This window comes from Promicromonospora alba (genome assembly GCF_042654905.1).
Lineage (GTDB): Bacteria > Actinomycetota > Actinomycetes > Actinomycetales > Cellulomonadaceae > Promicromonospora > Promicromonospora alba.
This window is the reverse complement of record NZ_JBHSFI010000005.1, coordinates 716,087-741,609: the sequence shown is the minus strand read 5'-3', so window position 1 is coordinate 741,609 and position 25,523 is coordinate 716,087. Positions and strand designations below refer to the sequence as shown.

The 25,523-nt window shown below is 72.6% G+C and carries 20 protein-coding genes and 1 pseudogene; 9 read left to right on the top strand and 12 right to left on the bottom strand.

Going from position 1 to position 25,523, the window contains the following annotated elements:
* Positions 1–108 precede the first annotated feature (108 nt).
* Together ACFO6V_RS18260 and ACFO6V_RS18255 are read left to right on the top strand one after the other, a co-directional pair.
* Positions 109–861, top strand: coding sequence for an ABC transporter ATP-binding protein (locus tag ACFO6V_RS18260; protein ID WP_377137670.1), 753 nt, complete (start codon positions 109–111; stop codon positions 859–861).
* The gene (locus ACFO6V_RS18255; protein WP_377137668.1) at positions 858–1,625 is read left to right on the top strand and encodes an ABC transporter permease; all 768 of its coding nucleotides are present in this window, start codon (positions 858–860) and stop codon (positions 1,623–1,625) included. The genes ACFO6V_RS18260 and ACFO6V_RS18255 overlap by 4 nt, the downstream gene beginning before the upstream one ends.
* A gap of 53 nt (positions 1,626–1,678) precedes the next feature.
* On the opposite strand, the gene ACFO6V_RS18250 is transcribed toward ACFO6V_RS18255, so the two are convergent.
* From ACFO6V_RS18250 to ACFO6V_RS18230, 5 genes and pseudogenes are all read right to left on the bottom strand, one after another.
* Positions 1,679–3,739 (bottom strand): HNH endonuclease signature motif containing protein, encoded by a 2,061-nt coding sequence (locus ACFO6V_RS18250; RefSeq protein WP_377137666.1) that lies wholly within the window; start codon positions 3,737–3,739, stop codon positions 1,679–1,681.
* A 176-nt stretch (positions 3,740–3,915) separates the two neighbouring features.
* Positions 3,916–4,833, bottom strand: coding sequence for a helix-turn-helix transcriptional regulator (locus ACFO6V_RS18245; RefSeq protein WP_377137664.1), 918 nt, complete (start codon positions 4,831–4,833; stop codon positions 3,916–3,918).
* A 66-nt stretch (positions 4,834–4,899) separates the two neighbouring features.
* Positions 4,900–6,002, bottom strand: a pseudogene (locus tag ACFO6V_RS18240) (multidrug effflux MFS transporter).
* Between the two features lie 183 nt (positions 6,003–6,185).
* The gene (locus tag ACFO6V_RS18235; protein ID WP_377137662.1) at positions 6,186–7,331 is read right to left on the bottom strand and encodes an alpha/beta hydrolase; all 1,146 of its coding nucleotides are present in this window, start codon (positions 7,329–7,331) and stop codon (positions 6,186–6,188) included.
* Positions 7,332–7,363: 32 nt separating this feature from the next.
* Complete coding sequence (locus ACFO6V_RS18230; protein WP_377137660.1) at positions 7,364–8,386, bottom strand: zinc-dependent alcohol dehydrogenase family protein; 1,023 nt, start codon at positions 8,384–8,386, stop codon at positions 7,364–7,366.
* 310 nt (positions 8,387–8,696) lie between these two features.
* Here ACFO6V_RS18230 and ACFO6V_RS18225 point away from each other — a divergent pair, with 310 nt between their 5' ends.
* The 3 genes from ACFO6V_RS18225 to ACFO6V_RS18215 all read left to right on the top strand — a co-directional run bounded on the left by ACFO6V_RS18225 (position 8,697) and on the right by ACFO6V_RS18215 (position 14,590).
* Positions 8,697–9,797 (top strand): AI-2E family transporter, encoded by a 1,101-nt coding sequence (locus ACFO6V_RS18225; protein WP_377137658.1) that lies wholly within the window; start codon positions 8,697–8,699, stop codon positions 9,795–9,797.
* Positions 9,798–9,888: 91 nt separating this feature from the next.
* Positions 9,889–13,455, top strand: coding sequence for a tetratricopeptide repeat protein (locus ACFO6V_RS18220; RefSeq protein ID WP_377137656.1), 3,567 nt, complete (start codon positions 9,889–9,891; stop codon positions 13,453–13,455).
* Between the two features lie 100 nt (positions 13,456–13,555).
* Complete coding sequence (locus tag ACFO6V_RS18215) at positions 13,556–14,590, top strand: LacI family DNA-binding transcriptional regulator (RefSeq protein ID WP_377137654.1); 1,035 nt, start codon at positions 13,556–13,558, stop codon at positions 14,588–14,590.
* Here ACFO6V_RS18215 and ACFO6V_RS18210 read toward each other — a convergent pair.
* Both ACFO6V_RS18210 and ACFO6V_RS18205 read right to left on the bottom strand, forming a co-directional pair.
* Positions 14,555–16,099, bottom strand: coding sequence for a glycoside hydrolase family 43 protein (locus ACFO6V_RS18210; protein WP_377137652.1), 1,545 nt, complete (start codon positions 16,097–16,099; stop codon positions 14,555–14,557). The two genes, ACFO6V_RS18215 and ACFO6V_RS18210, sit on opposite strands and share 36 nt — an antisense overlap.
* A 98-nt stretch (positions 16,100–16,197) precedes the next feature.
* Complete coding sequence (locus tag ACFO6V_RS18205; protein ID WP_377137650.1) at positions 16,198–16,878, bottom strand: DNA alkylation repair protein; 681 nt, start codon at positions 16,876–16,878, stop codon at positions 16,198–16,200.
* Between the two features lie 150 nt (positions 16,879–17,028).
* On the opposite strand from ACFO6V_RS18205, the gene ACFO6V_RS18200 reads away from it, so the two are divergent.
* Positions 17,029–18,048, top strand: coding sequence for a 1-aminocyclopropane-1-carboxylate deaminase (locus ACFO6V_RS18200; protein WP_377137648.1), 1,020 nt, complete (start codon positions 17,029–17,031; stop codon positions 18,046–18,048).
* A gap of 54 nt (positions 18,049–18,102) precedes the next feature.
* On the opposite strand, the gene ACFO6V_RS18195 is transcribed toward ACFO6V_RS18200, so the two are convergent.
* Genes ACFO6V_RS18195 through ACFO6V_RS18180 form a run of 4 tightly spaced genes read right to left on the bottom strand, consistent with a single transcriptional unit; the run spans position 18,103 to position 22,151 of the window.
* On the bottom strand, positions 18,103–19,110 hold the full coding sequence (locus ACFO6V_RS18195) for a S1C family serine protease (RefSeq protein ID WP_377137646.1): 1,008 nt from the start codon (positions 19,108–19,110) through the stop codon (positions 18,103–18,105).
* 22 nt (positions 19,111–19,132) lie between these two features.
* Positions 19,133–20,137, bottom strand: a complete 1,005-nt coding sequence (locus ACFO6V_RS18190) for a VWA domain-containing protein (protein WP_377137644.1) — start codon at positions 20,135–20,137, stop codon at positions 19,133–19,135.
* A complete protein-coding gene (locus tag ACFO6V_RS18185) occupies positions 20,134–21,096 on the bottom strand; it encodes a DUF58 domain-containing protein (RefSeq protein ID WP_377137642.1) in 963 nt (320 codons plus the stop codon). Before ACFO6V_RS18185 ends, ACFO6V_RS18190 begins: the two co-directional genes overlap by 4 nt.
* On the bottom strand, positions 21,093–22,151 hold the full coding sequence (locus ACFO6V_RS18180; protein WP_377137640.1) for an AAA family ATPase: 1,059 nt from the start codon (positions 22,149–22,151) through the stop codon (positions 21,093–21,095). Before ACFO6V_RS18180 ends, ACFO6V_RS18185 begins: the two co-directional genes overlap by 4 nt.
* A gap of 115 nt (positions 22,152–22,266) precedes the next feature.
* Between ACFO6V_RS18180 and ACFO6V_RS18175 the strand changes: the two genes are divergently transcribed.
* From ACFO6V_RS18175 to ACFO6V_RS18165, 3 genes are all read left to right on the top strand, one after another.
* The gene (locus ACFO6V_RS18175; RefSeq protein ID WP_377137638.1) at positions 22,267–22,995 is read left to right on the top strand and encodes a response regulator transcription factor; all 729 of its coding nucleotides are present in this window, start codon (positions 22,267–22,269) and stop codon (positions 22,993–22,995) included.
* Complete coding sequence (locus ACFO6V_RS18170; RefSeq protein ID WP_377137636.1) at positions 22,992–24,254, top strand: sensor histidine kinase; 1,263 nt, start codon at positions 22,992–22,994, stop codon at positions 24,252–24,254. The genes ACFO6V_RS18175 and ACFO6V_RS18170 overlap by 4 nt, the downstream gene beginning before the upstream one ends.
* An 80-nt stretch (positions 24,255–24,334) precedes the next feature.
* Positions 24,335–24,619, top strand: coding sequence for a UBP-type zinc finger domain-containing protein (locus tag ACFO6V_RS18165; protein WP_377137634.1), 285 nt, complete (start codon positions 24,335–24,337; stop codon positions 24,617–24,619).
* Here ACFO6V_RS18165 and ACFO6V_RS18160 read toward each other — a convergent pair.
* A complete protein-coding gene (locus ACFO6V_RS18160; RefSeq protein ID WP_377137632.1) occupies positions 24,616–25,515 on the bottom strand; it encodes a LysR family transcriptional regulator in 900 nt (299 codons plus the stop codon). The genes ACFO6V_RS18165 and ACFO6V_RS18160 overlap by 4 nt on opposite strands.
* Positions 25,516–25,523: the final 8 nt, after the last annotated feature.

Below are 25,523 nucleotides of genomic sequence, written 5' to 3'. Positions count from 1 at the left end.
CACCCTATGGGCGGACCACGGCGGTCCGCCCGTGCCGAAAGTCATGGTGCACATCCCTGACCATCGGCACACGCGCCGGCCCGTGCGGGCCGCCTAGCGTCCGGTGGCATGAGCAGCGGAGACACGAGCAGAGGCGAACCGGCGATCCACGCCGAGCACCTGCACAAACGCTATGGCCACAAGGTGGCGGTCGACGACGTGAGCCTCCGGGTGGAACCCGGCGAGGTGGTCGGCGTCCTCGGCACCAACGGTGCAGGCAAGACCACCACCGTGGAGATGATCGCGGGCGTCCGTAAGCCCGACCGCGGCCGCGTCAGCCTGCTCGGCATGGACCCGCAGCGCGAGCGCGCCAAGGTGCGCCAGGTGCTGGGCGTCCAGCTGCAGGAGGCCACCCTGCACGGAGCCCTCACCGTGTCCGAGCTGATCGGGCTCTACCGCACCTTCTACCCCGACCCACGTCTGGCCGGGGAGCTGCTGGAGCTGGTCGGTCTCGACGAACAGCGTGCCGTGCGCTTCGAGAAGCTGTCCGGCGGCCAGCAGCAGCGGCTCTCGATAGCCCTCGCCCTCGCGGGGCGTCCCCGCGTGGTGATCCTCGACGAGCTCACCACAGGCCTCGACCCCCGTGCCCGGCGCCGGATGTGGGCGACGATCGAGCACCTGCGCACCGAAGGCGTCACGATCCTGCTGGTCAGCCACACGATGGAGGAGGTGGAACGCCTCTGCGACCAGGTGGTGCTCATCGACGACGGCCGTGTCATAGCCGTCGGCACTCCCACAGGCCTGGTCGCGCGAGCCGGGGCCGAGAACCTCGACGACGCGTTCGTCGCACTCACCGGAAAAGAGCTGGAGGTCGCGGAATGAGCACCGCCGTACAGACCCGAGGGCCAGGCGCGCAGGCCTGGCTGACCCTCATCGTGTGCGAGGCCAAGATGGTCGTGCGGGACACGGCAGGCCTCGTCGTCCCCCTGCTGCTGCCCCTCCTGATCCTGGTGACGAGCGCTCAGTCGGCGGGCGACCAGGTCGTGGCCGACGGGCTCACCGTCCTGGAGGTCTACGTCCTGCCGCTGGTGCTCACCATGGTCCTGGCCACCATCGGCATCATCAACATGCCCAGCTTCCTGGCCTACTACCGGCGCGCCGGCATCCTGCGCAGGCTGTCCGCCACACCTGCCTCGCCGGTCATGGTCCTCGTCGCGCAGGTCGTCGTGAGCGTCGCGCAGGCGCTCGTCGGACTGACGCTGGCGCTCGCGGTGGCGTTCCTCGGCTTCGGTGCTCAGCGTCCGGTGGACCTCGGGGCGGCCGTCGGGGTCTATCTGCTGGCGATGACGGCGATGTACGCCGGCGGCATGATCGTGGCCGCGGTCGCGCCCACGCCCAACTCCGCGGTGGCGATCGGGCTCGTCACCTTCTTCGGCCTCGGCGCTCTCGGCGGCATGTTCGGTGGACGCTCCTCGCTGCCGGAGCCGCTGGCGGTGCTGGGGGAGTGGCTTCCTTTCGGAGCCTCCGTGGAGGCCCTGGCCGCGGCCTGGGTCGGCAGCCCGGTCGAGCCGGCGCACCTGATCAGCCTCGGCGTGACCACCGTGGCGGGTGTCGTCACCGCCGCGCTGTTCTTTCGTTGGGACTGACACGTCTCGGCACCTGGATCCGTCGAGCGCCTGCCGTACTGGTCGGGCCGCTGCTAGCCGGCCAGGCGAGACTGCCGGGTGAGGTGATCTGGCGGGCTCGGGAGCCGGAGCAGGCGGGTCGGGTCACGCCAGGTTCGCCCGGCCGGTCGGTCAGCTTCGACGGATGGCGGCGGCTCGGTGGTCTGGTCGGTGCCTGGCGGGGGTGTGGCTTCGATGGCTTCAGGGAGGCGGATGTGGTGCCCACGGGCGTCCGTGAAGGCCCATCCGGTCTCGAGGAGGGCGCCGGCCGTGGTGTTCGTGGCGGGCTTGCCGGTCCAGTGCATGGTGATGCCGCGGGTGTCGACGAGCTGGTGGTGGTACCAGCACAGCAACGCACTGTTCGTCACCGAGGTGCCGCCGCCGTCGGCCCAGTGGGTCAGGGCGTGGTGGACCTCGCACCGTGAGGGTGGTTGGTCGCATCCGGGGTAGACGCAGTGCTGGTCTCTTGCGATGACGGCGCGGCGCATCTGCCCCGACACCGTGCGCTGCGCACGTCCGACGTCCAGGACGGCGCCGTCGGGTCCGAACACGATCCGGGTGACCGCGCTGTGGCATGCCAGGCGGCGGATCAGCGCTCGTGGGGCACGGCCGCCGGTCTCGGTGAACACCGGGCCACCGGAGGACAAGAACCCGGACAGTGGCGTATCCGTTGCGCTCCAGGTACCCGGGCCTCCGCCCGGACCTGCGGTCGGACTTCCGGTCGGACTTCCGGTCGGGCTTCCGTTCGGGCGTCCGTTCGGACTTCCGTTCGGGCATTCGGCCGTTGGGCCGGTGTTCAACGCACCTGCACCGACATCCGGACCAGTGCTGGTGCCAGTGCTGGTGGTGCTGGTGGTGGTGCCAGCGCCGCTGCTGGTGCTGGTGCTGGTGCTGGTGCTGGTGGCGGGGCTGGTGGTGCCAGCGCCACTGCCGGTGCCGGTGCCGGTGCCAGTGGTGGTGGTGCTGGTGCTGGTGCCCAAGACGCTCGGGCCCGCGCCGAAGCGGGTGCCGCGCCCTGGTGTGGTCTGCCCGCAGGTCAGGCAGAGGCCGTCCCGGGTGCGGGTGACCTGGGTGACGAACTCGTCCCAGGACACGGTCACGTTCAGGTGCGGTGCGATCGCAGCGCCCGGGGAGGCTTGGTTCGTGTCCAGCACCACCCGCGCCACGTCCGCGAGGCCTTGCGCGCGACGCTGGGTCGTGGTGCGGGTGTCTTCCGCCGCCGGTGCGCCCAGGACCGCGTTGATCGCGGTCGTGACTAGGAGGCCGTGCTCGTCGGTGAGGAACCCGGCCACGTGATACCCGCCGAACGTCTTGGCCAGATCGAAGAACTCGCCCTGCGCGGCCTTGTCATCGTCCACATCGTCGGTGTCGGGGTCGGTGATGGTCGCGAACCGGCGTGCCACCTTCCGGAACTGGTCCGCGTTCAGGACATTGGCTTCGTGCAGGACCAGGGCTTCACCGGTGACCAGGGTCCCCTCCGTGATCGCACCCTCCAGGACCTGCGTGACCAGCTCACGGGTGCGTGCCCCGTCGGGGTCCTCGGTGGGGTCGGGGAAGTCGACCGGCACGGTCTGGACGAACTGTTCCGGGGTGGTGGTGTGCCCGGTGCGGGTGTCGATCAGCCAGGCCAGTGCGTCGGTGCGGGTCTCGCTGGTGGGCGCGACCTCCGTCATCACCCGGGCATGGTCCGCGCCCAGGGTCCCGGCGACCAGCCGCTCCCGCGTCACGGGCAGCGCGGTCGCCAGGCGGCGGGCGATGGTCATGTCCTTACCCGCCGTCGACGCGGAGATGCCTTCGCGCAGGCGCAGCCAGGTCGTGAACGTCCGCGCCGTGCCACCCGAACGCCAGGAACCCTCGGCCTCGATCCGGGGCAGCAACGTGTAGCGGACACCGTCCAGACGCCCGGTCACCCGGCGGATCCGAGTGTGCGCATCAGCCAGGCGAGTGACCGTCGGTGCATCCCAACCGGTCAGCGTCTCCGGGTCGGTCAGAGCAGTCAGCTCCGCGGTCGCCGCCTCGATCCGGGCCAGCACGTCCTCGATCGACGCCGCAGCAGGCAGACCAGCAGCGGAACCACCGTTCGTCGTCCGATCCACCGCGCCCACCCCCGCCCCGATCGCTCGCCTCTAGTTCTCACTCCCTTGCTGCCTCTATTATCTCGAACACGCGTGCGATCCGCTCGCCGGATCTCAAATCTGTGGATAACTCATCGGGTGCACGATCAGGCCCGAGGTCAGTCCCAGACGCCCTGCCAGCGCGCGACCTGAGCTGGTCAGTCGGTGCTCGCAGGCTGGCTCACGGCGTCGTGCGGCCTGCTCACGAGACCGCCGTCCGGGGCGCGTTCCGCCTCCTGGGTGGCCGCCCAGCTGGCCAGCAGCGCGAACTTCTCGGCCGAGTCGGTGTTCGGAGGAGGGCTGTACGTGACGATCTGCAGGCCCGCCTCGCCGGGCATCGCGAAGACGTCGAACGCGACGGTGACGCGGCCGACCACCGGGTGCTGGAACGACTTGACCCCGGTGCGGTGCTCGTGGACGTCGTGCCCCGACCAGTCCTCGCGGAACTGCGGGCTGCGGGTGGAGAGCTCGCCGATGAGCGCGGTGAGCTCCTTGTTGAGCGGGTCGCGTCCGGCCTCGAGCCGCATGATCGCCGCGGCGGTGCGCCGGGCCTGCGCCCAGTCGACGTAGTAGTCCCGGGCGCGGCGGTCGAGGAAGATGAACCGGGCGATGTTCGGTGTGCCGTCGGTGTCGAAGTGCGGGGCGTACAGGGCGCGACCCATGACGTTCGCGGCCACGAGGTCCTGGTTCGAGTTGTGCACGATCGCGGGCACGGTCATGTTGTCGAGCACGCGCTGGACGGAGGTGCGTACCGACTGCGCGACGGGCTTGCGGTCGCGCGCGGCCGCGGAGGCGGGGGCCGTGCGGGCGAGGTCGAACAGGTACTCGCGTTCGGCGTCGTTCAGCTGGAGGGCGCGGGCGATCGCGCCCAGCACACTCTCGGACGCGCCGCGGATGTTCCCGCGTTCCAGCCGCGTGTAGTAGTCGAGGCTGACGCCGGCGAGCATGGCGACCTCCTCGCGGCGCAGCCCGGGTACCCGCCGCTCCCCGCCGAAGTCGGGGATGCCCGCCTGCTGCGGGGTGACGTTCGCGCGGCGGGAGACCAGGAACTCCCGCACCTCGTCCTTGGTGCTCATGCTCTCCACGGTATGCGCGACCCTGCCGTCGTGGGAGGCCCTGGCAGGGCACCCCGGCCACGGGGATCAGACGGCGCCCGAGGGCTCCAGGGGTATGCGCATCGGCTCGGCGGGCTTGTCCGACCGAGCCGCCAGCGCGCGGTAGGCCCCCGCCGCGAGCACTATCGACGCGGTGGCCACGATGCCGAGGGGCAGGATCGTGGCCGCGCCCGCCACGCCGACCAGGGGCGCGGTGACGCCGCCGAACCCGAACCGGACCATGCCCAGCAGCGAGGACGCGGTGCCGGCCAGGTGCGGGTACCCGACCAGCGCGAGCGTCGTCGCGGGCGGCGAGGTGATCGCGACGCCGCTGGCCAGGGCCAGGAGGGAGACGATCACCACCCACAGCGGCAACGTCGTCAGGCCTGCGGCGAGCAACCCGAGGGCGCCGACGCCCGCCACGACGACGCCGATGGTGAGGGTCCCGGGCGGGCTCCACCGCTCGGCGGCCCTGCCGGCGAGGTAGCCGGAGACCATGAACCCCGCCGAGTTCAGGCCGAACGCGAGCGCGTAGCCCTGCGGGGAGAGCCCGTAGATGCCCTGCAGCACGAACGTGGCCCCCGAGAGATAGGCGAACAGCGCCGCGTACATGAACCCCTGGTTGAGCACCGCGCCGAGGAACACGCGGTCGGACAGCAGCACCCGGAAGTCCCGCCCCGTCTGCGTGAACCCGCCGGTGGTGCGGTGCGCCGCGGGCAGGGTCTCAGGGAACGCGACAGCGGCGGTCACGAGGAGAGCCGCGCCGACCACGGCGAGGAAGACGAACAGGCCGCGCCAGTCCGTGACGGTGTTCAGCTGGCCACCCAGCAGCGGTCCGACGACGGCGGCGAGCCCGCCGACCACGGTCAGCTGCCCGTAGAACCGGATCAGGGCCCCGCCCGAGAAGACGTCGCGCCCGGCGGCCTGGGCGATGACGATCCCGACCCCGCCGGCAGGGCAGAGGTCACGACGTAGGCGACGACGCCGACCAGCAGGATGCCGCGCCGCCCGAACCGGTCGGACAACGGTCCAGCGATCAGCTGCCCGGCCGCGAGGCCGATCAGGCACGTGGTCACCGTGAGCTGCGCGACGGAGGTCGCGGCCCCGAGCTCGGCGGTGAGTGCCGGGAGCGCCGGCAGGTACAGGTCCATGGAGATCGGCCCGAACACGGTCAGCAGCAACAGCAGGGTGGGCAGGAACCGGCTGAACCGAACGGGTGCGGGGTACTGGCGCATACGAATCAGCCTTTACGAGCGCGCGGGCCCGCGGGAGGCCCTGACGAAGGGCGGGGAGCGGTAGGAATGCTCCCCGCCCACGACTGCCGGGACTTGCGATCAGGCGGCGAGATGCCGGACGAAGAAGCTGGTCAGCTTGTCGAACGGGATGAGGGTGACGCGGTCGTAGAGATCGACGTGGCCGGCCCCCGGCACCCAGACGAGCTCCTTCGGCTCGGCCGCCCGCGCGTAGGCGTCCACGCTGAACTCCTTGGAGTGCGCCTGGTCGCCGGTGATGAACAGCATCGGCCGCGGTGAGATCGTCTCGATGTCGTCGAACGGGTAGAAGTTCATGAACTTCGGGTTGCTCGACAGCGTCGGGTGCGTCGTCAGCCGCCGCGACGAGCTCGCGGGCGTGAACTCGCCGCGGGGGGTGCGGTAGAAGTCGTAGAACTCGCGCTGGACGTCAGGAGTGTCGTCCGTCAGCTCATGGACGGTGCCGCCGGTGTACCGGGTCTCGCCGCCGGTGAACTCGACATAACGCTGCTCGGCGGCCGCGGCGATGATCTCCTTGCGCTGCTCGACGCTCTGCGAGTGCTCCAGGCCGTTCCGGTTGACGGCGCCCATGTCGTACATGCTCACGGTCGCGATCGCCCTCATGCGCGGGTCGAGCTTGGCCGCGCTGATCACGAAGCTCCCGCTGCCGCAGATGCCGATCACACCGATGCGCTCCCGGTCGACGAACCGCCGGGTGCCCAGGTAGTCGACGGCGGCGCTGAAGTCCTCGGCGTAGACGTCGGGCAGCACCGCCTGGCGCGGCCTGCCGTCGCTCTCGCCCCAGAACGACAGATCGAGCGACAGGCTCACGAAACCCTGCTCGGCCATCTTCGTGGCATACAGGTTCGCGCTCTGCTCCTTCACCGCCCCCATCGGGTGCCCGACGACGATCGCCGGGTGGGCGGTGTCGCGGTCGAGGCCCTTGGGCGTGAAGAGATTGCCCACGACGGTCATCTGGTACTGGTTCCGGAACCGGACCTTCCGTACCGTGACCCGGTCGCTGGTGTAGAAGTTGTCGGCGCCCTCGGGCAAGTCAGCGGACGGCGTTCCCACGGGTGTCGGCCGTCCGACGTTCTGCGGCGCCGCCTGTGCGCTCGTGAAGCCGTTGAGGGACATCGCGCCGGCCGCTGCCGCACCGATCCCGGTCGCCCTCAGCAGGCTCCTGCGGTCGAGGCCGCGGCCGGTGGCGTCGTCGTGCTCTTCGTTCATCTGTGTTCTCCTCGTACGGTTTCGGGGCGTGGTCAGAGGGTGAGCAGCACCTTCGTGGCGCGGCGCTCGTCCATCGCCTTGTAACCCTCGGCCGCCTCTTCGAGCGGGAGGGTGAGGTCGAAGACCTTGCCCGGGTCGATCGCGCGGTCCCAGATGAGCTGGATCAGCTCGGGCAGGAACCGGCGCACGGGGGCGGGGCCGCCGTGCAGGTGCACGCCGGTGAAGAACAGGTTCAGGCCGTCGAGCTGGACGCCGTGCGTGACGCCGACGTACCCGACGTAGCCGCCCGGCCGGGCGGAGTTGATGGCCTGCCACATCGACTCCTCGGTGCCCACAGCCTCGACGACGCCGTGGGCGCCGTACCCGCCGGTGAGCTCCTTGACCTTCGCGGCGCCGGCGTCGCCGCGCTGCTCGATGATGTCGGTGGCGCCGAACTCGCGGGCCAGCGCCTGCCGCTCGGGGTGGCGGCTGAACACGATGATCCGCTCCGCGCCCAGCTGCTTGGCGGCCAGCACCGCAGAGAGGCCCACCGCGCCGTCGCCGACGACCGCGATGGTCCTGCCGGGGCCCGCCTCGGCGGCCACGGCGGCGAACCAGCCCGTGCCCAGCACGTCGGAGGCGGCGAGCAGCGACGGGACGAGGTCGGCGTCGGGCGTACCAGGAGTGGCGACCAGGGTGCCGTCGGCCAGCGGGATGCGGGCGAGCTGCGCCTGCGTGCCGACCGAGCCCATCATCACGTTGTGGATGCAGCGGGACTGGTAGCCCGCCTGGCAGATCTCGCACGTGTTGTCAGAGGCGACGAACGAGCCGACGACGTAGTCGCCGACCTTGATGTCCCGCACCTCGGCACCGACCTGCTCGACGATCCCGATGTACTCGTGGCCCATCGGGGTCGGGCCGTTCAGGGCCTCGACCCCGCGGTACGGCCACAGGTCCGAGCCGCAGATGCACGCGGCGGTCACCCGGATCACGGCGTCGGTCTGCTCGATGATCCTGGCGTCCTCGCGCTCCTCGACCCGGACGTCACCTGGCGCATACATGACAACTCCACGCATGGGTACCTCTCCTTGCTCGGTTCCCGTGCCGAGCTGTGCGGCACGGGGTCAGTGCTCCTGTCGGAATCCATCAGACGTCAGCGCGCCTCCGGGGTGGGAGGCCCGAAGAGAACCCCTCAACCGGTCGACGTCGGCCCGCGAGCCGATGGCGACAAGCAGCCTCCTTTCGGGAAGGCTGTGACCCGCAGCGTGTTCATCGCGGACACCTGAGAACCGATGGAGTGCAATGGCCCGCTTGCCGCAACGACCCGGCGCCCTGCCGCGATCGCCGAGAACGCGGAGACCGGGTGCGCAGCACGACGTGGCGCGCGTGAGGTCACCGCGGGTCCCGCGTGCGCGTAGCGCGGGCGGGCGGACGCCGACGGTCGGACTGCCCGCGAACCCGTTCGGGTACGCGGTGCTCGCGACCCTGGGTGTCGGTGCGGGTCTCGTGGTGCTGGGCGCCATCGAGGCGGTGGCGACGGTCCTCGTGTACGTCGGGCTGGCCCTGTTCCTGGCACTGGCGCTGGATCCGGGGATCCGGTTCCTCGTCTCGCGGGGTGTGCTGCGGTGGTTGGCCGCGACGATGATGATCGTCGGATCCGCCGCCGTCCTCGCGCTCTTCGTCGTGGCCGTGCTACCGCTGGCCGTCCCGCAGGTGGGGATCTTCGTCACCCAGCTGGTCGATGCGCTGCGGGAGCTGCCCGACCAGGCCTGGTACGTCTGGACCAACGACAACCTGGTCGCACTCAACCTGAACGGTCTGCTGGCGTCGCTGACCGAGCTGCTCACCGACCCCCGCCAGCTCACGGCGATCGCGGGCGGCGTCCTGCAGGTCGGCACCGGGCTGATCAACGGCGTGACGGCGGTCGTCATCGTCGCCGCCCTGACGATCTACTTCGCCGTATCCCTGCCGACCATGGTCGCCGCCGTCCTGCGGCTCGTGCCCCGGTCCCGGCGAGACATGACCGGGTCGCTCCTCACCGAGGTGCTGGAGTCCGTGGGCCGGTACGTCGCGGGCCAGCTGTTCCTGGCGACCATCAATGCCACGTTCACCCTGCTGCTGACGGTGTTCGCGGGCAGCCCCGCGCCGATCCTCCTCGCCGTCCTCGCGTTCGTCGCGGCGCTGATACCCGTCGTCGGAACGGTCATCGGCTCGATCCTCGTGGTTCTCGCGACGCTGACGGTGAGCCCGGTCGCGGCGCTCGTCGTCGCGATCCTCCTGCTCGTGTACATGCAGGTGGAGGCGTACGTGCTGTCCCCGAGGGTGATGAGCCGCGCGGTGGCAGTGCCCGGGGTGCTCGTGATCGTCGCGGCCCTGGCCGGGGCGGCGCTCGGCGGGATCCTCGGCGCCCTCGTGGCCGTCCCGGTCGCGGCGGCGGGCCTGCTCGTCATCAACCGTGTGGTCATCCCGTACCAGGAGACGCGGTGACCGCACGGACCTTCCGTCCGAGGACAGCTCATCCGGAGGAGGCAGGCGCCGGCTGGGAGGCGACGCGACCTCGACCGGTACATTTTCGGGCATGCGGCTGACGACGGGGCCAGGACGACGGCGCAGGGGCCTGCCGTGGTTCGGCATCGGGGCCGCGGCCGTCGCCGCCCTGGTCGCCGTCGCCGCCTCGGCGCTGGTCCCCGCGACCGCCGCCTGGTGGGTGACCGCGCTGGCCGCGGTAGGCGGCCTCGCGGCGGGCTTCGTCCTGGAGTACCTCGCGGGCCAGGCGCTGGAGGAGCGGGAGCGCCGCCGTCAGATCGCCGGAGCGGTGCGGGACCTGCGGCTCCGGGCACCCCGAGGGGTGGCGACCCTGCTGTCCCCGCACCGGGCGGCCGAGATCGGGCTGCGGCTCCTGGGGCGGGACGCCGCGCTGGCGGAGCTGCTGGCCTGGTGCGGCACCGGCGGGACGTCGTTCCGGCTGATCACAGGTCCCGGTGGGGTGGGCAAGACCCGGCTGGCCGACGAGCTGCAACGCCGGTTGCGGGCCTCCGGCCAGGACTGGGAGTGCCTGTTCCTGAGCGCCGACCAGGGGGCTGACCCGGCCGCTGTGACCACGCTGCGTGAGCACGCCGGAGACCGGCCCGTGCTGGTCGTGGTGGACTACGCGGAGAGTCGCCCGGACCTACGAGACTTCCTGATCGGCTCGTTCGACGACCCCGGAACGCTACGGGTGCTGATGCTGGCCCGGCAGGCGGGCAACTGGTGGGACAAGCTCACCGACATTCCCGGCGGCCTCGGTGACGCCCTGCAGGCCGGGTACCCGGACAGCGATCTGCCCGATGTTGAGGCCGCACCCCAGGACGTCGTCGACAGCGCCGCCACGGCGTTCGCCGCACACCTGGGAGTACCGGTACCCGAGGTCCTGTTCGACGGCGCCGACCGGCTGCGGGTGCTGGACCTGACCGCCATCGCGCTGGTCGCGGTCCTGGATGCCCTGAACGACCCGGGACACACGGCGCCGACCGGCCCGGTGCGCGTCGGCCAGGTGTTCTCCGAGCTCCTGCGCCACGAGGCCGACCGGTACTGGCAGGCCACCGCCCGCGAGGCCGGCCTCGGGGACACCTTGACGGTCGCGATGCGGCGCGTCCTGGTCGCCGCCGTCGCGCTGCTCGGGACGACGGACGAGGCCTCGACGGTGGCGCTCGCGGCCCGGGTCCTGGACACCTTCACCGAGGACGTGCCCCCGGACGCGACGGGGGCCGCGCGCTGGCTCCGCAGGACCTACCCCGCCGCGGACGGCGCGGGGCACTGGATCGAACCGCTCACACCGGACCGGGTCGCCGAGCATCTGGTGGTCGAGGTACTGACGGCCGGTCCGCGCCCGGTCGCACGGCGGATGACGGCGCTGCTGGAGGATCTCTCGGCGGACCAGGCCGTCCACGCGACGACGGTGCTGTCCCGCGCCGCGACCGATCCGGCCCGGCACCACGACGAACGCATCCCGGTCCGGTCGCTGGCCGACCACCTCGCCGACCACCTCTCCGCGCCTCTCGCGACCGTGGCCCGTGTCCTGGCGGCGATACCGTCGCCGTCCGTGATCATGGCCGCCACTGCCACGCGCCTCGCCCGTACCCAGCTCGCCCTTCTCGACGAGGCGGACACAGCCGACGAACAGGTCGCCGATGTCGCGTACGACCTCGGCTACTGGTTCTCGACAGTGGGCCTGCCGCAGGAGGCCCTGCAGGTGACCCGACGCGCCGTCGACATCCGGGAGCGGCTGGCCCGGACCGATCCCGGCCGTTACGAACCCGGCCTCGCCAGCGCACTGGTAAGCCTCGGGTACCGGTACTCGGCACTGGGCCGGCCGCAGGATGCTCTGCCGATCACTCAACGAGCCGTCGACCTGTACCAGCGACTGGCCCGAGCCGACCCTGAGCGCTACGAACCCGACCTCGCCGGCGCACTGTCCGGCCTCGGGTCCCGTCTCGCTGGCCTGGGTCGACCGCAGGAGGCAGTGCTGGCAACCCAGCGCGCCGTCGACATCCGCGAGCGGCTGGCCCGGACCAACCCCGACCGCTACGGGTCCAGCCTCGCCAACGCGTTGGCAAGCCTCGGGAGCGAGCTCTCAGGGCTCGGCCGGCCGCAGGAGGCCCTGCTGGCGACCCGGCGCGCCGTCGAGGTCTGCGAGCGGTTGGCCGCGGCCGATCGCGACCGCTACGAACCCGACCTCGCCTCCGCGCTGATCAGCCTCGGAATCCGGTTCTCGATGCTGGATCGGCCGGACGAGGCCGTACGAGCCAGTCAGCGGGCCGTCGAGATTCGCGAGCGGTTGGCCGCGGCCGATCCCGACCGCTACGAACCCGACCTCGCCTACGCGCTGAACAGCCTCGGGGCCGATCTCGCCGAGCTGGGCCGACCACAGGAGGCCCTGCTGGCGACCCAGCGTGCCGTGGACATCCGCGGGCGCCTGGCCCGGACCAACCCCGATCGCTACGAGTCCGACCTCGCCAGTTCGCTGACCGACCTCGGGAAACGGCTCTCGGAGCTCGGGCGGCCGCAGGAGGCCCTCCTGGTGATCCAGCGCGCCGTCCGGGTATACGAGCGGTTGGCCGCGGCTGATCCCGGCCGCCACGAACCCGACCTTGCCTATGTGCTGAACAACCTCGCGGCCGATCTCGTCGAGCTGGGCCGGCAGGACGAGGCCGTGCAAGCCACTCGGCGTGTCGTCGACATTCGCGAGCGCCTGGCGCGGGCCAACCCCGACCGCTACGAACCCGACCTCGCTCGTGCACTGAGCAGCCTCGGGTACCGGCTCTCGCTGCTCGGACGACCTGACGAAGCCCTGCCACCCACCCAGCGCGCCGTCGACCTCCTCGAGCGCCTGGCCCGGACCAACCCCGACCGCTACGAGCCCAACCTCGCTCGCGCACTGACCAGCCTCGGGAACCGGCTCTCGGCACTGGACCGGCTGGACGAAGCACTGCTGGCCACCCGACGCACCGTCGACCTGCGCGAGCGACTGGCCACGACCGATCCGGACCGGCACGAACCCGGCCTCGCCAGGTCGCTACGCAGCCTCGGGAACCGGCTCTCGCTGCTCGGACGGCACGACGAAGCCCTGCCACCCACCCAGCGCGCCGTCGACCTCTTCGAGCGCCTGGCCCGGAGCGACCCCGACCGGTACGAACCCGACCTCGCTCGCACGCTGGCCGGCCTCGGGAGGCGGCTCTCACGACTCGGACGACGGGACGAAGCCCTGCCACCGATCCAGCGCGCCGTCAGCCTCTACGAGCGTCTGGCCCGGATCGATCCCGGCAGCCACCAACCCGACCTCGCCAACGCACTGACCAGCCTCGGTGACCGGCTCTCGGCACTCCGACGGCCCGACGAAGCCCTGCCCCCCACCCAACGTGCCGTCGACCTCTACGAGCGACTGGCCGCGACCGATCCGGACCGCTACGAACCCGATCTCGCCTGGTCACTGCACGGCCTCGGGATCCGGTTCTCGAAGCTGGACCGGCCGGGCGAAGCCCTGCCTGCCGCCCGACGCGCCGTCGATCTGTACGAGCGAGCTGCGCGCCGGGGTTCCACCCGGTTCCAAGCCGATCACCAGCGCGCACGCGAGCTCCTCCACCGCCTCGGAGACGGCCTCGGGTAGGCAGCGCCGGATCGGACCGATCTGCACGGCGGAGCCGGGGTCGCCGTCCGCCGACCGATAGGATCCCCGGACAGCCGGGCCAGGGAGAGCGGGGTCGAGCATGGCGCAGGGCAAGCGGCCGCCGACCATGGTCGACGTCGCACGCGCCGCCGGCGTCGCGCACATCACCGTGAGCCGGGTCGTCAACGACGAGCCGACGGTACGGCCGGCGACCCGGGACCGGGTCCTGCGGGTCATCGACGAGCTCGGCTACCGGCGTAACGACTCCGCCCGCATGCTCAAGAGCGGGCGCTCCACGATGCTCGGCGTGGTCCTCGCGGGCTCGGAGCTGTTCGAGCTGCCGCGCATGCTGCTCGGCATCGAGCAGGCCGCGAAGGACGCCGGTCACTGGGTGAGCCTCACGAGCTGGCAGGGCGGCACCCACGAGCAGCTCGAGCAGTGCCTCGGGCAGCTCGTGGGGCAGGGCGCGGCGGGGGTCGCGGTGATCGCGGACCGGCCCATGGCGCTCGACGCGCTCGACCGGACGGTCGCGCGCGTACCGATCTCCGTGGTGATGTCCGGCAACGTGGCGAATCCCGCCATCGGGTCGGTGGAGCTCGACCAGGTGGAGGGCGCGCGCCTCGCCACCCGTCACCTGCTCGACCTGGGCCACCGCGACGTCGTCCACCTGAGCGGTCCCATGGAGACCTACGACGCCCGGGCCCGCGTGGACGGCTGGCGCCGCGAGCTCCGGCGCGCCGGGGTCGCCGAGCCGCGCGTGCTCCACGGCGACTTCACGGCGCGCAGCGGGCACGCGCTCGCCGCTGAGCTCGTCGACGGGCTGGTCGACGGGCCGGCCGACGACGGCGCCCTGCCCACGGCGATCTTCACGGGCAACGACCAGATGGCCATAGGCGCGCTCTCGGCGCTCGCCGCCCGCGGGCTCTCCGTGCCCGGTGATGTGTCACTTGTGGGGTTCGACGACATGGCCGGAGCCGACTACCTCGTTCCGGCGCTGACCACCGTGCGGCAGGACTTCGTGACCCTGGGCTGCCTCTCGATCGAGGTGCTGCTGGACCTGATGCGCGGGGGAGCCGCCCGCCACCACCTGCTGGCGCCGTCACTGGTCGTGCGCGCCAGCACCCGCGCCGTCTGACACCGCGCCGTCTGACGCCACGCCCTCTGACGCCGCCACCGGCGCGGCGTACCGGACGCCGCGGAACGTCAGCGGCTCCGCATCCTCTGCCGCCTCGTTGACCAGCCCGAGGAGCACCCCGACGAACCCGCCGGCGGTCTCCGTGCTGAGCGCGGTGTGCGGGAAGGTCGCCAGGACGTCCTCCCCGATGCGGGTCACGCAGGAGAACGTGTAGGACTGCCCGTCCGACCGGATGCGGAGCACGACGTCGCCCGTGACCGGCACCTCCGAGCGCACGATCTCCGCGCCGCCCACCTTTCCGGCCACGCGGACGACGCACCCGTCGGGCCGGCGCCGGACCCGCGCGGCCAGGAACGTGTTCTCGTCCTGGAAGGCGACCACCCCGGCGTCGTGGCCGGCTATCCGGTCGGTCTCGACCGTCGTCTCGAAGACGAAGCGGTGCATGTCCTGGCGCCTCGCGAGGAACGCAGGCACCTCGCGTCCCGAGAGCGGCGCGGGCCGCGGGCGGAGCGTGATCGCGTCGTCCACCACGTCGGCGCGCACGGGACCGCGCAGCGACAACCAGTCCGCCGGCCGGGCGGCGGTGTCCGGCAGTCCGGGCAGCACCCCCTGCACCCGTCCGGCGCCGGGTGCGAGGACCGGGCCGCGGTCGTCCCACTCCACAGGGACGAGCAGCACCTCGCGCCCGAGCGTGTGGTGCCCGTTCACCGGGCGGACGCCGAGCACCAGCGCCCAGGAGTCGCCGTCGGGCGTCTCGACGATGTCGGCGTGGCCGACGTTCTGCACGAGCTCGCCGGCACCGAGGTGCCGGTGCGTGAGCAGCGGGCTGCGCGGGTCCGTCGAGTACGGTCCGGTCACCGTGTCGGACGTCGCGGCGGTGACCGCATGGTTGCGTTCCGTGCCGCCCTCCGCGCCGATCAGGTGGTAGCGGCCGTCACGCTCGTAGATGTGCGGAGCCTCAACCCACTGTCTGGTGAGGGCGCCGTGCCAGAGGACGTGCGTCGGGCCGACCAGCGCGAGCGTCCCGAGGTCGAGCTCCCGCAGCCAGATCTCGCCCGGCCCGGTGGCGTCGGGCGCGATCGCGTCCCGGGCGGCGGTGAACCACGCCCGGCCGTCGTGGTCGAAGAACAGGGACGGGTCGATCCCGTCGGCCTCCAGCGGGGTCGGGACGGCCCACTGGCCCGCGGGGTCCACGGTCGTGGTGACGTACGTGGTCGCGCCCTCGGTCCCGCGCACGATCGTGAACACGACGTAGAACACGCCGTCGTGGTGCCGGATCGTCGGCGCCCAGACGCCGTGGGACACCGTGTTGCCCTCCAGCGGGAGCCAGCTGTCGCCGTCGAGCACGTGTCCCACCCGGCTCCAGCTGACCAGGTCACGGCTGTGGTGGACGGGGATCCCCGGGTGATAGGCGAACGTCGAGGTCACCATGAAGTAGTCCGCGCCGACCCGGACCACCGACGGGTCGGGATGGCAGCCGGGCAGGACGGGATTGGGGACCAGACGCATGTGCGCTCCTTTGCACGAGGGATCGCGCTCGACGGAATGGCAACGTTGCCATGCGCAGCATAGGGGCAGTCCGGGGAGCCCCGCGACGAGCCGCCTGGTCAGGCCCCGGCCAGTTCCTGACGTCCGACCATCTCGGCGATCCACACCGGGGCGTACGGCGGCGTGCAGCCCGGCGAGGCCGGGTAGTCGGCGAGGACCTGCAGGTTCTCGCCGATGCCGATCGCCCGTGCGCGTCGGCCGGGATCGTTGATCCCGATCATCGCGAGGCACGTGTTCATCGCCCACTGCGTGTTCTCGGGCGCGTCCCTCATGTCCCGCTCGATCGTGTCGAGCAGTGCGTCGAGGTCGACGTCGTCGGGCGCCTTGACGACCCTGTCGCTCTGCAGGGTCCAGCCGGCCCTGCCGACCAGGTCGGCGTCGTCGGCTGCCCAGCGCTCGCGGAACTCCTCGCCGAACCTGCCGGGCTTCACGACGTTGACGACGAACCAGTCGAGCAGCTTGGGGGAGCGGATGTCGTGGACCATCGCGTCGACCTCGGCCGGGGTGAAGGACCGGGGACGGCAGACCAGCGTGGCGAGGAGGCGGGCGGCCGTGTCGCCGGTCGCCCAGAGCTCGACGGCCAGCTCGTGCTGCTTCTTCAGGCGCTTCGCGACGGCGCGCAGCTGCGAGAGGTTGACGCCGTGGTCGTCCCCGTTGCGCTCGTTGACCGCGCGGAACCTGGGGTTCTCGAGCGCGGCGAGCTCCCGCAGGACCGCGTCGAGCGGCGTGGAGTCGGGCATGGGAGTCCTCTCGGTGGCGCGGTCGGCGCAGGGTCCTGCGTACGTCGCCTCGTCGCCACGATAGAACGCCTTGCCAAAACCCTTGATCAGTATGCAATATATTGCGTGCCCCGCGCTGGTCGTCGACCCGCTCGTCAACGAGGAGTAACCATGGCCCTGTCCGACTTCCCCCGCCACCCGCTCACCTTCGGGCCGAGCCCCGTCCACCCGCTGCCGCGCCTGAGCGCCCACCTCGGGGGAGCGTCGGTGTGGGCCAAGCGCGAGGACTGCAACGCGGGCCTCGCCTACGGCGGCAACAAGACCCGCAAGCTGGAGTACATCGTCCCGGACGCCCTCGCGCAGGGTGCGGACACGCTGGTCTCGATCGGGGGCTACCAGTCGAACCACACGCGTCAGGTCGCCGCGGTGGCCGCGTCGCTGGGGCTCAAGGCCGTGCTGGTGCAGGAGAACTGGGTCGACTGGCCCGACTCCGTCGCCGACCGGGTGGGCAACATCATGCTGAGCCGGATCATGGGGGCGGAGGTCCGGCTCGACCCGGCGGGCTTCGGCATCGGGTTCAAGGACTCCTGGACCCGCGCGATCGACGAGGTCAAGGAGCGCGGGGGCACGCCGTACGCGATCCCGGCCGGCGCGTCCGACCACCGGCTCGGCGGCCTCGGGTTCGCGCACTGGGCGTACGAGGTCGAGCAGCAGGAGCGCGAGCTGGGCGTCTTCTTCGACACCATCGTCGTCTGCGCGGTCACCGGGTCCACCCACGCGGGGATGATCGCCGGGTTCGCCGCGCTGGAGGAGGCCGGCGGCCGGCCCCGCCGGGTGATCGGGATCGACGCGAGCGCGAAGCTCGAGGACACGCGCGACCAGGTGGCCCGGATCGCGCGTGCCACGGCCGAGCTGATCGGCGTCGGGCGGCCGCTGCGCGACGACGAGATCACCGTGCTGCCCGGCTGGGCCGGCGACAAGTACGGGATCCCCGTCGAGTCGACGCTCGACGCGATCCGGCTCACCGGCCGGCTCGAGGGCGTCATCATCGACCCGGTCTACGAGGGCAAGTCCATGGCGGGCCTGATCGACCTCGTCGCGAGCGGCGACATCCCGAACGAGTCGACGGTCCTGTACGCGCACCTGGGCGGCCAGCCGGCCCTGAACGCCTACAGCGGCCTGTTCACCTGAGCGGGCCGGCGCCCGGCCGGCGCCGGCCGGCGCCCGCCCGGCGCCCGGACCGGGTCAGGCCCCGGCGATGATGCGCTCCGCGACGTCGGCAGCACGGTCGATCGGCACGGCGAACCCGATGCCGATGTTGCCCGAGCTGCCGACCGTCGCGATCGCCGTGTTGATGCCGACCACCTGGCCGCTCAGGTCGACCAGGGGGCCGCCCGAGTTTCCCTGGTTGATCGACGCGTCGGTCTGGATCATCGGCCCGGGGTAGTCGCCGGAGCTGCGGTCGACGGCGCTGACCACCCCTGCCGTGACGCTGCCCGTCAGCCCGAGCGGCGACCCGACGGCGATGACCGGCTGGCCGATCTGCAGCCCGGCGCTGCGGCCCAGGGCCGCCGCACGAGCCCCGCCGAGGTCGGCCTCGACCACTGCTATGTCGTTGCGCTCGTCGGCGCCGAGCACCCGGCCCGTGACGGAGCTCCCGTCGTCGAGCAGCAGCTCTACCGTCTCGCTGCCGACGACCACGTGACCGTTGGTGACCACGTGGCTCGCGTCGATGATGACGCCCGACCCGCCGCGCGAACCCGCCCGCACCTGGACGACGCTCGGCAGCGCCCGCTGGGCGGCGCTCGCGGTGGTCGTCGTGCCGGTGCCCTGGTCCATCACCGCGGGTGCCGCGATCTCTTCCGGTGCGAGGCTCAGGCCGGTGACCAGGCCCGTCGTGGCAGAGCCCAGCAGCGCGCCCAGGGCGAGCGCGGTAGCCAGCGTCAGTAGGACCCGCGGACGGCGGGGTGGCGCGGCGTGCGGGGCCTCGGGTTCGGGAGCCGCCGGGCCGGGAGGCAGGCCGAACGCCCGCCCGGGACCCGGCGGCGCGGCCGGCGTGAACGCGGACGGCGCAAGGGGGCCGGTCGTCGGCAGCAGCCGGGAACGCACCGGCTCCGGCGCGGGCGGTGCCGGTGCGACGGGCTCGCCGACGACGAAGTGGCGTGGGCCGGCGGGCCGGCCGAGGCCAGCGGGTGGGCCGCCGACGGGCGAACCGGTAGGAGAACCATTGAGCAGCGGGTCGGAGTTCTGCAAGGGAACGCTCCTTCGAACGGTGTCAGACCAACCGGGAGAACCAGCGCAGGGACAGGGCGGTGGCGGTGAGGGCGAGCGCCAGGCCGATCAGGACCAGGGGCGTCGTGACGAGCGTGGTCTCGGTGCGCCAGCCGATGGCCGAGCCGATGTCCTCGTACACCTGGTCCAGCTCGGCGCCGCTCTCGGCGCGGTAGAAGTGGCCGGTGGTCTCCTCGGCGAGCATGCGCAGGGTCTCGTCGTCGGCGGGCGCCGACTGCGTGCGGGTGCCGCTGCCGATGACGCCGCCGGGCGTGCCGTAGGCGATCGTCGAGACGGGCATCTCGGCGTCGAGGGCCGCCTGTACCGAGCTGGCGGGGCTGCGGCCGGCGGTGTTGAAGCCGTCGGAGAGCAGGACCAGCCGGGCGGGGATCGGGTCGGCCGCGTCGCCGTCCGACGCCGCGTCGCCGTCCGGCGCCGCGTCGCCGTCCGCCGTCGTGCCGCTGGTGGCGGCCTGCCGGACCACCTCGGCGGCCGAGGCGAACACCGCCTCGCCGATGGCGGTGCCGCCGTCGGACTCCAGGTTCTGGATGGAGCTCTCGACGAGGGCGCGGTCGGCGGTGACGGGGGCGACCAGCTCGGCCTCCTCGGCGAACGCGACGACGCCCACCTGGACCGTCTCGGGCAGCTCGCGGACGAACTGCACCGCGGCCCCCTTGGCGGCGGTCAGCCGGTCGGGCGGGACGTCCTGCGCCTCCATCGAGCCGGACACGTCGATGGCGACGATGACCGTCGCGCGCTCGTACGGCACGCGGAGCCGCATCTCCGGCCCGGCGGCCGCGGTGGCGAACGCGCCGAGCGCGAGCAGGACGAGGCCGGTCGCGAGGTGCCGGCGCCAGCGCGGGCGGGTAGGTGCTACCCGGTCGAGCATCGGCAGGGTCGCGAAGCGGACGGCGTAGCGGGTGCGGCGCCGCCGCAGCAGGACGTACGCGAGCGCGAGCGCGGCGACGGGTACGAGGGCGAGCAGGAAGAGGGGGTCGGTGAAGGTCACGGTGTCCTCCGGTGACGGCGGGCGGGGGCGCGACGGCGGTCCTTGACGAACCGGGCGAGCACAGCCGCCCAGTCGTCGTCGGTGCTCACGCGCAGGTGTTCGGCGCGGGCGGCGCGGACGGCCGCTGCCGTCTCGTCGCGATGCAGGGCGGTGACCATGGCGTACGCGATGCGCAGCTCGGGGTCCGACGTCGACACCTCGCGCTGTGCCCCGGTCTCGGGGTCGAGGAGCACCACCTCGCCGACGTCGGGCAGCTCGCGCTCGCGCGGGTCGTCGACCTCGACGACTATCACGTCGTGCCGGGCGGTCAGCCGCCGGAGCGGTCCCTCCCACTCGAAGGGCCGCTCGATCGCGCCGTCGGGCGACACCAGGTCGGTGACGACCACGCACAGCCCGCGGCGCCGGGCCCGGGCGCCGAGCCCGCGCAGGGCGTCCGACAGGGAGACCGCGGGGCTGCCCTGGCGGGCTGCCGCGTCGAGGCGGGTCAGCGCTGCCGCGGCGGCGCGTCCGGGGCGCGGCGAGATCCAGTGCAGGCCCGCCTCGTCGATCAGGCCGATGCCCACGCGGTTGCCCGGCCCGTTCGTGAGCAGGCCGACCGCGGCCGCCACCTGCTCGGCGACGTCCACCTTCTCGGTCCGGGCGGTGCCGAACGCCATGCTGGGGCTGCGGTCCACGAGGAGCCAGGTGTCCAGCTCGTGCTGGGCGCGTGTGCGCCACAGGTGCGGGTCGCCCGTGCGGGCGGTGACGTTCCAGTCGATCCGGCGCACGTCCTGCCCCGGCTGGTACTGGGTCAGCTCCTCCGGGTCCGAGCCGGGACCGAGCGCGTGCCCGTCGGCGTCGCCCTGCAGCAGCCCGTCGACGCGGCGCCGGACGGTGAGCTCGAGCCGGCGGAACCGGCCCGCCGGCTCGTTGCGGGCAGGGCCGTTGCGCGCGGGATCGTCCCGCGCCGGGTCGCTCATCGCACGACCACCTCCTCCTCGGCGGGTGCCACGCGCGGCTGTGGCACGGCGGCCAGGACGGCGTCGATGACGGTGCGCGGGTCGACGCCGTCGGCGGCCGCGTCGAACGTGAGCACGAGCCGGTGGGCGAGGGTGTCGCCCGCCAGGTCGACGAGGTCCGCCGGCAGCACGTAGTCGCGTCCGCGCATGAGGGCCAGCGACCGTCCGGCGGCGATCAGCCCGAGGCTGCCGCGCGCGCTGACGCCGTACTCCAGCACGCCGTCGAGGTTGTGCAGCCCGTACTGGTGCGGCTTACGGGTGGCCATCACTACCGCGACCGCGTACTGCGCGACGGCGTGGTGCACGAACACCTGGTCCGCCTCGCGCTGGAGCTGGCGGACCATCGCCGGGTCGAGCAGCGGTTCCGCACGCGGGGGTGCGGCGCTCATGCGCTGTACGATCGTCAGCTCCTCCAGCTCGTCGGCGTGGTCGACGTCGACCTTGAGCAGGAACCGGTCGCGCTGCGCCTCAGGCAGGGCGTAGACGCCGTCGCTCTCTATCGGGTTCTGGGTGGCCAGGACGAGGAACGGGTCGGGTAGCGCATAGGTGCGCCCGCCGATGCTGACCTGGCCCTCCGCCATCGCCTCCAGCAGGGCCGACTGCACCTTGGCGGGCGCGCGGTTGATCTCGTCGGCGAGGACCAGGTTGGCGAACACGGGGCCGAGCTCGACGTCGAAGTCCTCCCGCGACGGCTTCCAGACGCGGGTGCCGACGATGTCGGACGGCATCAGGTCCGGCGTGAACTGCAGGCGGGCGAACGAGCCCCCCGCCACGGTCGCGAGGGTGCGCACCGCGAGCGTCTTGGCGACGCCGGGCACGCCCTCCAGCAGCACGTGGCCGCGGGAGAGGAGGCCCACCATGATCCGTTCGACCATGTGGTCCTGCCCCACGATCACTCGTTTGACCTCGATCAGCGCCCGTTCGAGCAGGGCGGCGGCCGGGCGGAGCGGCGGGTGCGTCGCGACGGAGGGGATGTCCTGGGTGGCGGGTCTGCGCTGGTCCATGGGCTCGTCCATGGCATCGACTCCACCCGACCGGGGAGAAAACTGCGGGAAACCCGAGCGAAAGCCGACCGAAAGGAGGGACCGGCAGGGCCTGTCAGAGCCGCCGCCGGGCGGCTACGGTGCTGGTGTGCGGCTGCTGATCGTGGAGGACGAGGCGGGTCTGGTGAGTGCCCTGCAGGTGGCACTGCGCCGGGAGGGCTACGCCGTCGACCAGGCGCGCACCGTCGCCGAGGCGAGGGAGAAGCTCGGCCTCAACCCGTACGACGTCGTCCTGCTCGACATCACCCTCCCCGACGGGACGGGCTTCGACCTGACCCGCGCCATCCGCGGCGGCCAGGTGCCGCTCGCCGACGGCGACCCGCCGCGCATCCTCATGCTGACCGCACGCGGCCGCCTGACCGACCGGGTGACCGGCCTCGACGTCGGCGCCGACGACTACCTGGTCAAGCCGTTCGCGATCATCGAGCTCTCCGCCCGCATCCGCGCCCTGCTGCGCCGCGAGGCGCGCGAGGCCGCCGCGGTCCTCGTGCACGGCCCCATCCGGCTCGACGCCGCCCGGCAGCTCGCCTGGCGCGGCACGCGCGAGCTCGTGCTGACCCGCAAGGAGTTCGCCGTCCTGCGCTACCTGATGAACCGGCCCGCCTACGTGGTGCCCGCCGAGGAGCTGCTCGAGCACGTGTGGGACGAGAACGCCGACCCCTTCACCCAGACCGTCCGCGTCACCGTCGGCACCCTGCGGCGCAAGCTCACGCTCGACGGCGAGGACCCCGCGCTGGAGACCGTCATCGGCCGCGGGTACCGCCTCCGCGAGCTTCCGGCCAGCGTGGACGGCCCCGTCGAGGGCGTCCCCGCATGACCCTCCCGGGGCTGTCCGGGTGGGCCCGCACCGTGCGGATGCGGCTCGCCCTGACCTACTCCGCGACGCTCTTCGGCATCACCGCACTGATCCTCGCGGGCGTCTACTTCGCGCTGTCGCAGACCATCGTCGCCGCGCCGCTCGACCCCGTCACCGTCAAACGGTTCGAGAAGAAGTCCGACGGCAGCATCGCGTACAAGCCCGGCGAACAGTTCCAGGCGGCCGACCTCGACACGGTCCAGCACGCGGTGAACTTCACCGCCCTGCAGACGCTGCGGGACTACTCGGCGGTGGCGCTCGCGGTGATGTTCCTGCTCAGCGTGGCCGTCGGCTGGTGGGTCTCCGGGCGGGCGCTGCGGCCGGTCGAGGCCATCACCCGCACCGCCCAGGAGATCGGCGCGACCGACCTGTCCCGGCGGATCGGCGCCACCGGGCCGCGGGACGAGCTGCGCACCCTCGCCGACACGATCGACGGCATGCTCGACCGCCTGGACCGGGCGTTCACCGCGGAACGCAGGCTCATCGAGGACGTGTCCCACGAGCTGCGCAACCCGGTGATGGTGGTGCAGGCGAACGTCGAGGCGGTGCTCGGCAACGAGCAGGCCGACCGGGCGCAGCGGGCGGAGGCGACCGCCGTCGTCCTGGGCGCGACGAGCCGCATGTCCCGGCTGCTGGAGGACCTGCTGGCCACCGCGCGGTTCCGCTCGGAGGCCTTCGTGGACCGGGAGGTCGACCTCGCCGCGCTGGCCGAGGGCGCCGTCCGCGACAACCGCGCGGTCGCCGAGCGGCGGGGCGTGTCGATCGTCGAGCGGACCCACTCCGGCCCGGTCGCGTACGGCGACGCGAACGCGCTGGGCCGGGCGGTCGACAACCTGCTGTCCAACGCGGTGCGGCTCGCGCCGGTGGGCAGCGCGATCACCGTGGGCGTGGGGAGCCGGCAGGGCTGGGCCTGGATCGCCGTGGCCGACGAAGGGCCGGGGGTGCCGGCCGAGGCGCGGGACCGGATCTTCGACCGGTTCTACCGGGGAGAGGACGGCGACGGCGCCGGGTCGGCGGGCGGGCACGCGGACCGGCCGGACGGCTCGGGCCTCGGCCTGGCGATCGCCCGCCAGGTCGCCGAGAGCCACGACGGGCACCTGCGGCACACCGACCACGGCACGAGCGGCAGCACGTTCACGGTCTGGCTCCCCGACCGGACGCTGGACCGCGCGACGGACCGCGGCGACACGCCGCCCACGGGCGACCCGCTGGCTTCCTGAGCTTGCTCGCGCCGACGTCGGCCCGTACATGCCTAGGATCAGGGGAGCAGAGCCGGCAGGACACAGCGAGGAGCCAAGCGATGAGTGATGTGTGTACGCACCTGGACCAGGTTGCCGTCCTGGAGCCCGCCAGCCGTGAGGGTTGCCCCGAGTGCCTGGCGCACGGTGGCACGTGGGTGCACCTGCGCAGCTGCCTCGTGTGCGGGCAGGTGGGCTGCTGCGACTCCTCGCCGGCCAAGCACGCGACCGGACACTTCCAGGAGACCGGTCACCCGCTGATGCGCTCGATCGAGCCGGGCGAGGCCTGGGGCTGGTGCTTCGAGGACGAGGCGACCCTGCGGACGGTGGAGCTGCCCGGCCGCTAGCCGACGACCTCCCGGCCCACCGCACGCAGCGCGTCCAGCACCGTCCTGACCGCTAGCCGTTCGGCCCGGTCCGGTCGCAGGATCGCGACGATCCACCGCGCGGCGTCCATCCCGTGCACCGGCCGCAGGACTATGCCCGCGCCGGGCGTGGTGCTGTACCGGGGGAGCACTGCCACGCGGTCGCCCGACGCGACGAGCGCCTCGACCAGCCGGTTGTCGCGGAGCCGCTGGACCACCCGGACGGGAGTGCCGGTCACCGTCTCGACGGCGATGCGCAGGTCGTCGAACGGGTAACCGAGCGGCACCCCGTACCACTCGTGGAGCACCAGGTCCTGGGCCGTGACCCGCGCCTTGGTCGCCAGCGTGTGGTCGGCCCGCATGGCGATGTCGAGCGGTTCGCGCAGCAGCGCCGCGGTGACCAGGTGCTCCGCGCCCGCGGGCACGGGCCCGGTAAAGCTGTGGCCGACGACGATGTCGTGGTCGGCCACCATCCCCGGATACTCCGACTCGGCGATGTCGACGTCGGTGCACTCGAGGCTGACCGGCGTGTCCGCGAGCCGGCTCAGGACCTCGGGCAGCAGGACCGCCGCCGCGCTCGGCAGCGCTGCCAGGCGCACGGTGCCGGACGCCGATCCCAGGTACGCGTCCCATCGGGCCTGCACCTGGGCGATCGTCCGCGCGAGGTCGCGGCCGCCGTCGGCCAGGAGCCTGCCCGCCTCGGTGAGCCGCACGCCCCGGCCGTGCGGCTCCACCAGCGGGATCCCGCCCAGCTCGCGCTGCGCGGTGCGCAGCTGCTGGGACACGGCCGACGGCGTCCGATGGGTCGCCTCTGCGACCGCGGTCACGGAGTGCCGGTCGGCGAGCTCGCGGAGCAGGTCGAGGTGGCGAGGGTTCATGAAGGCAA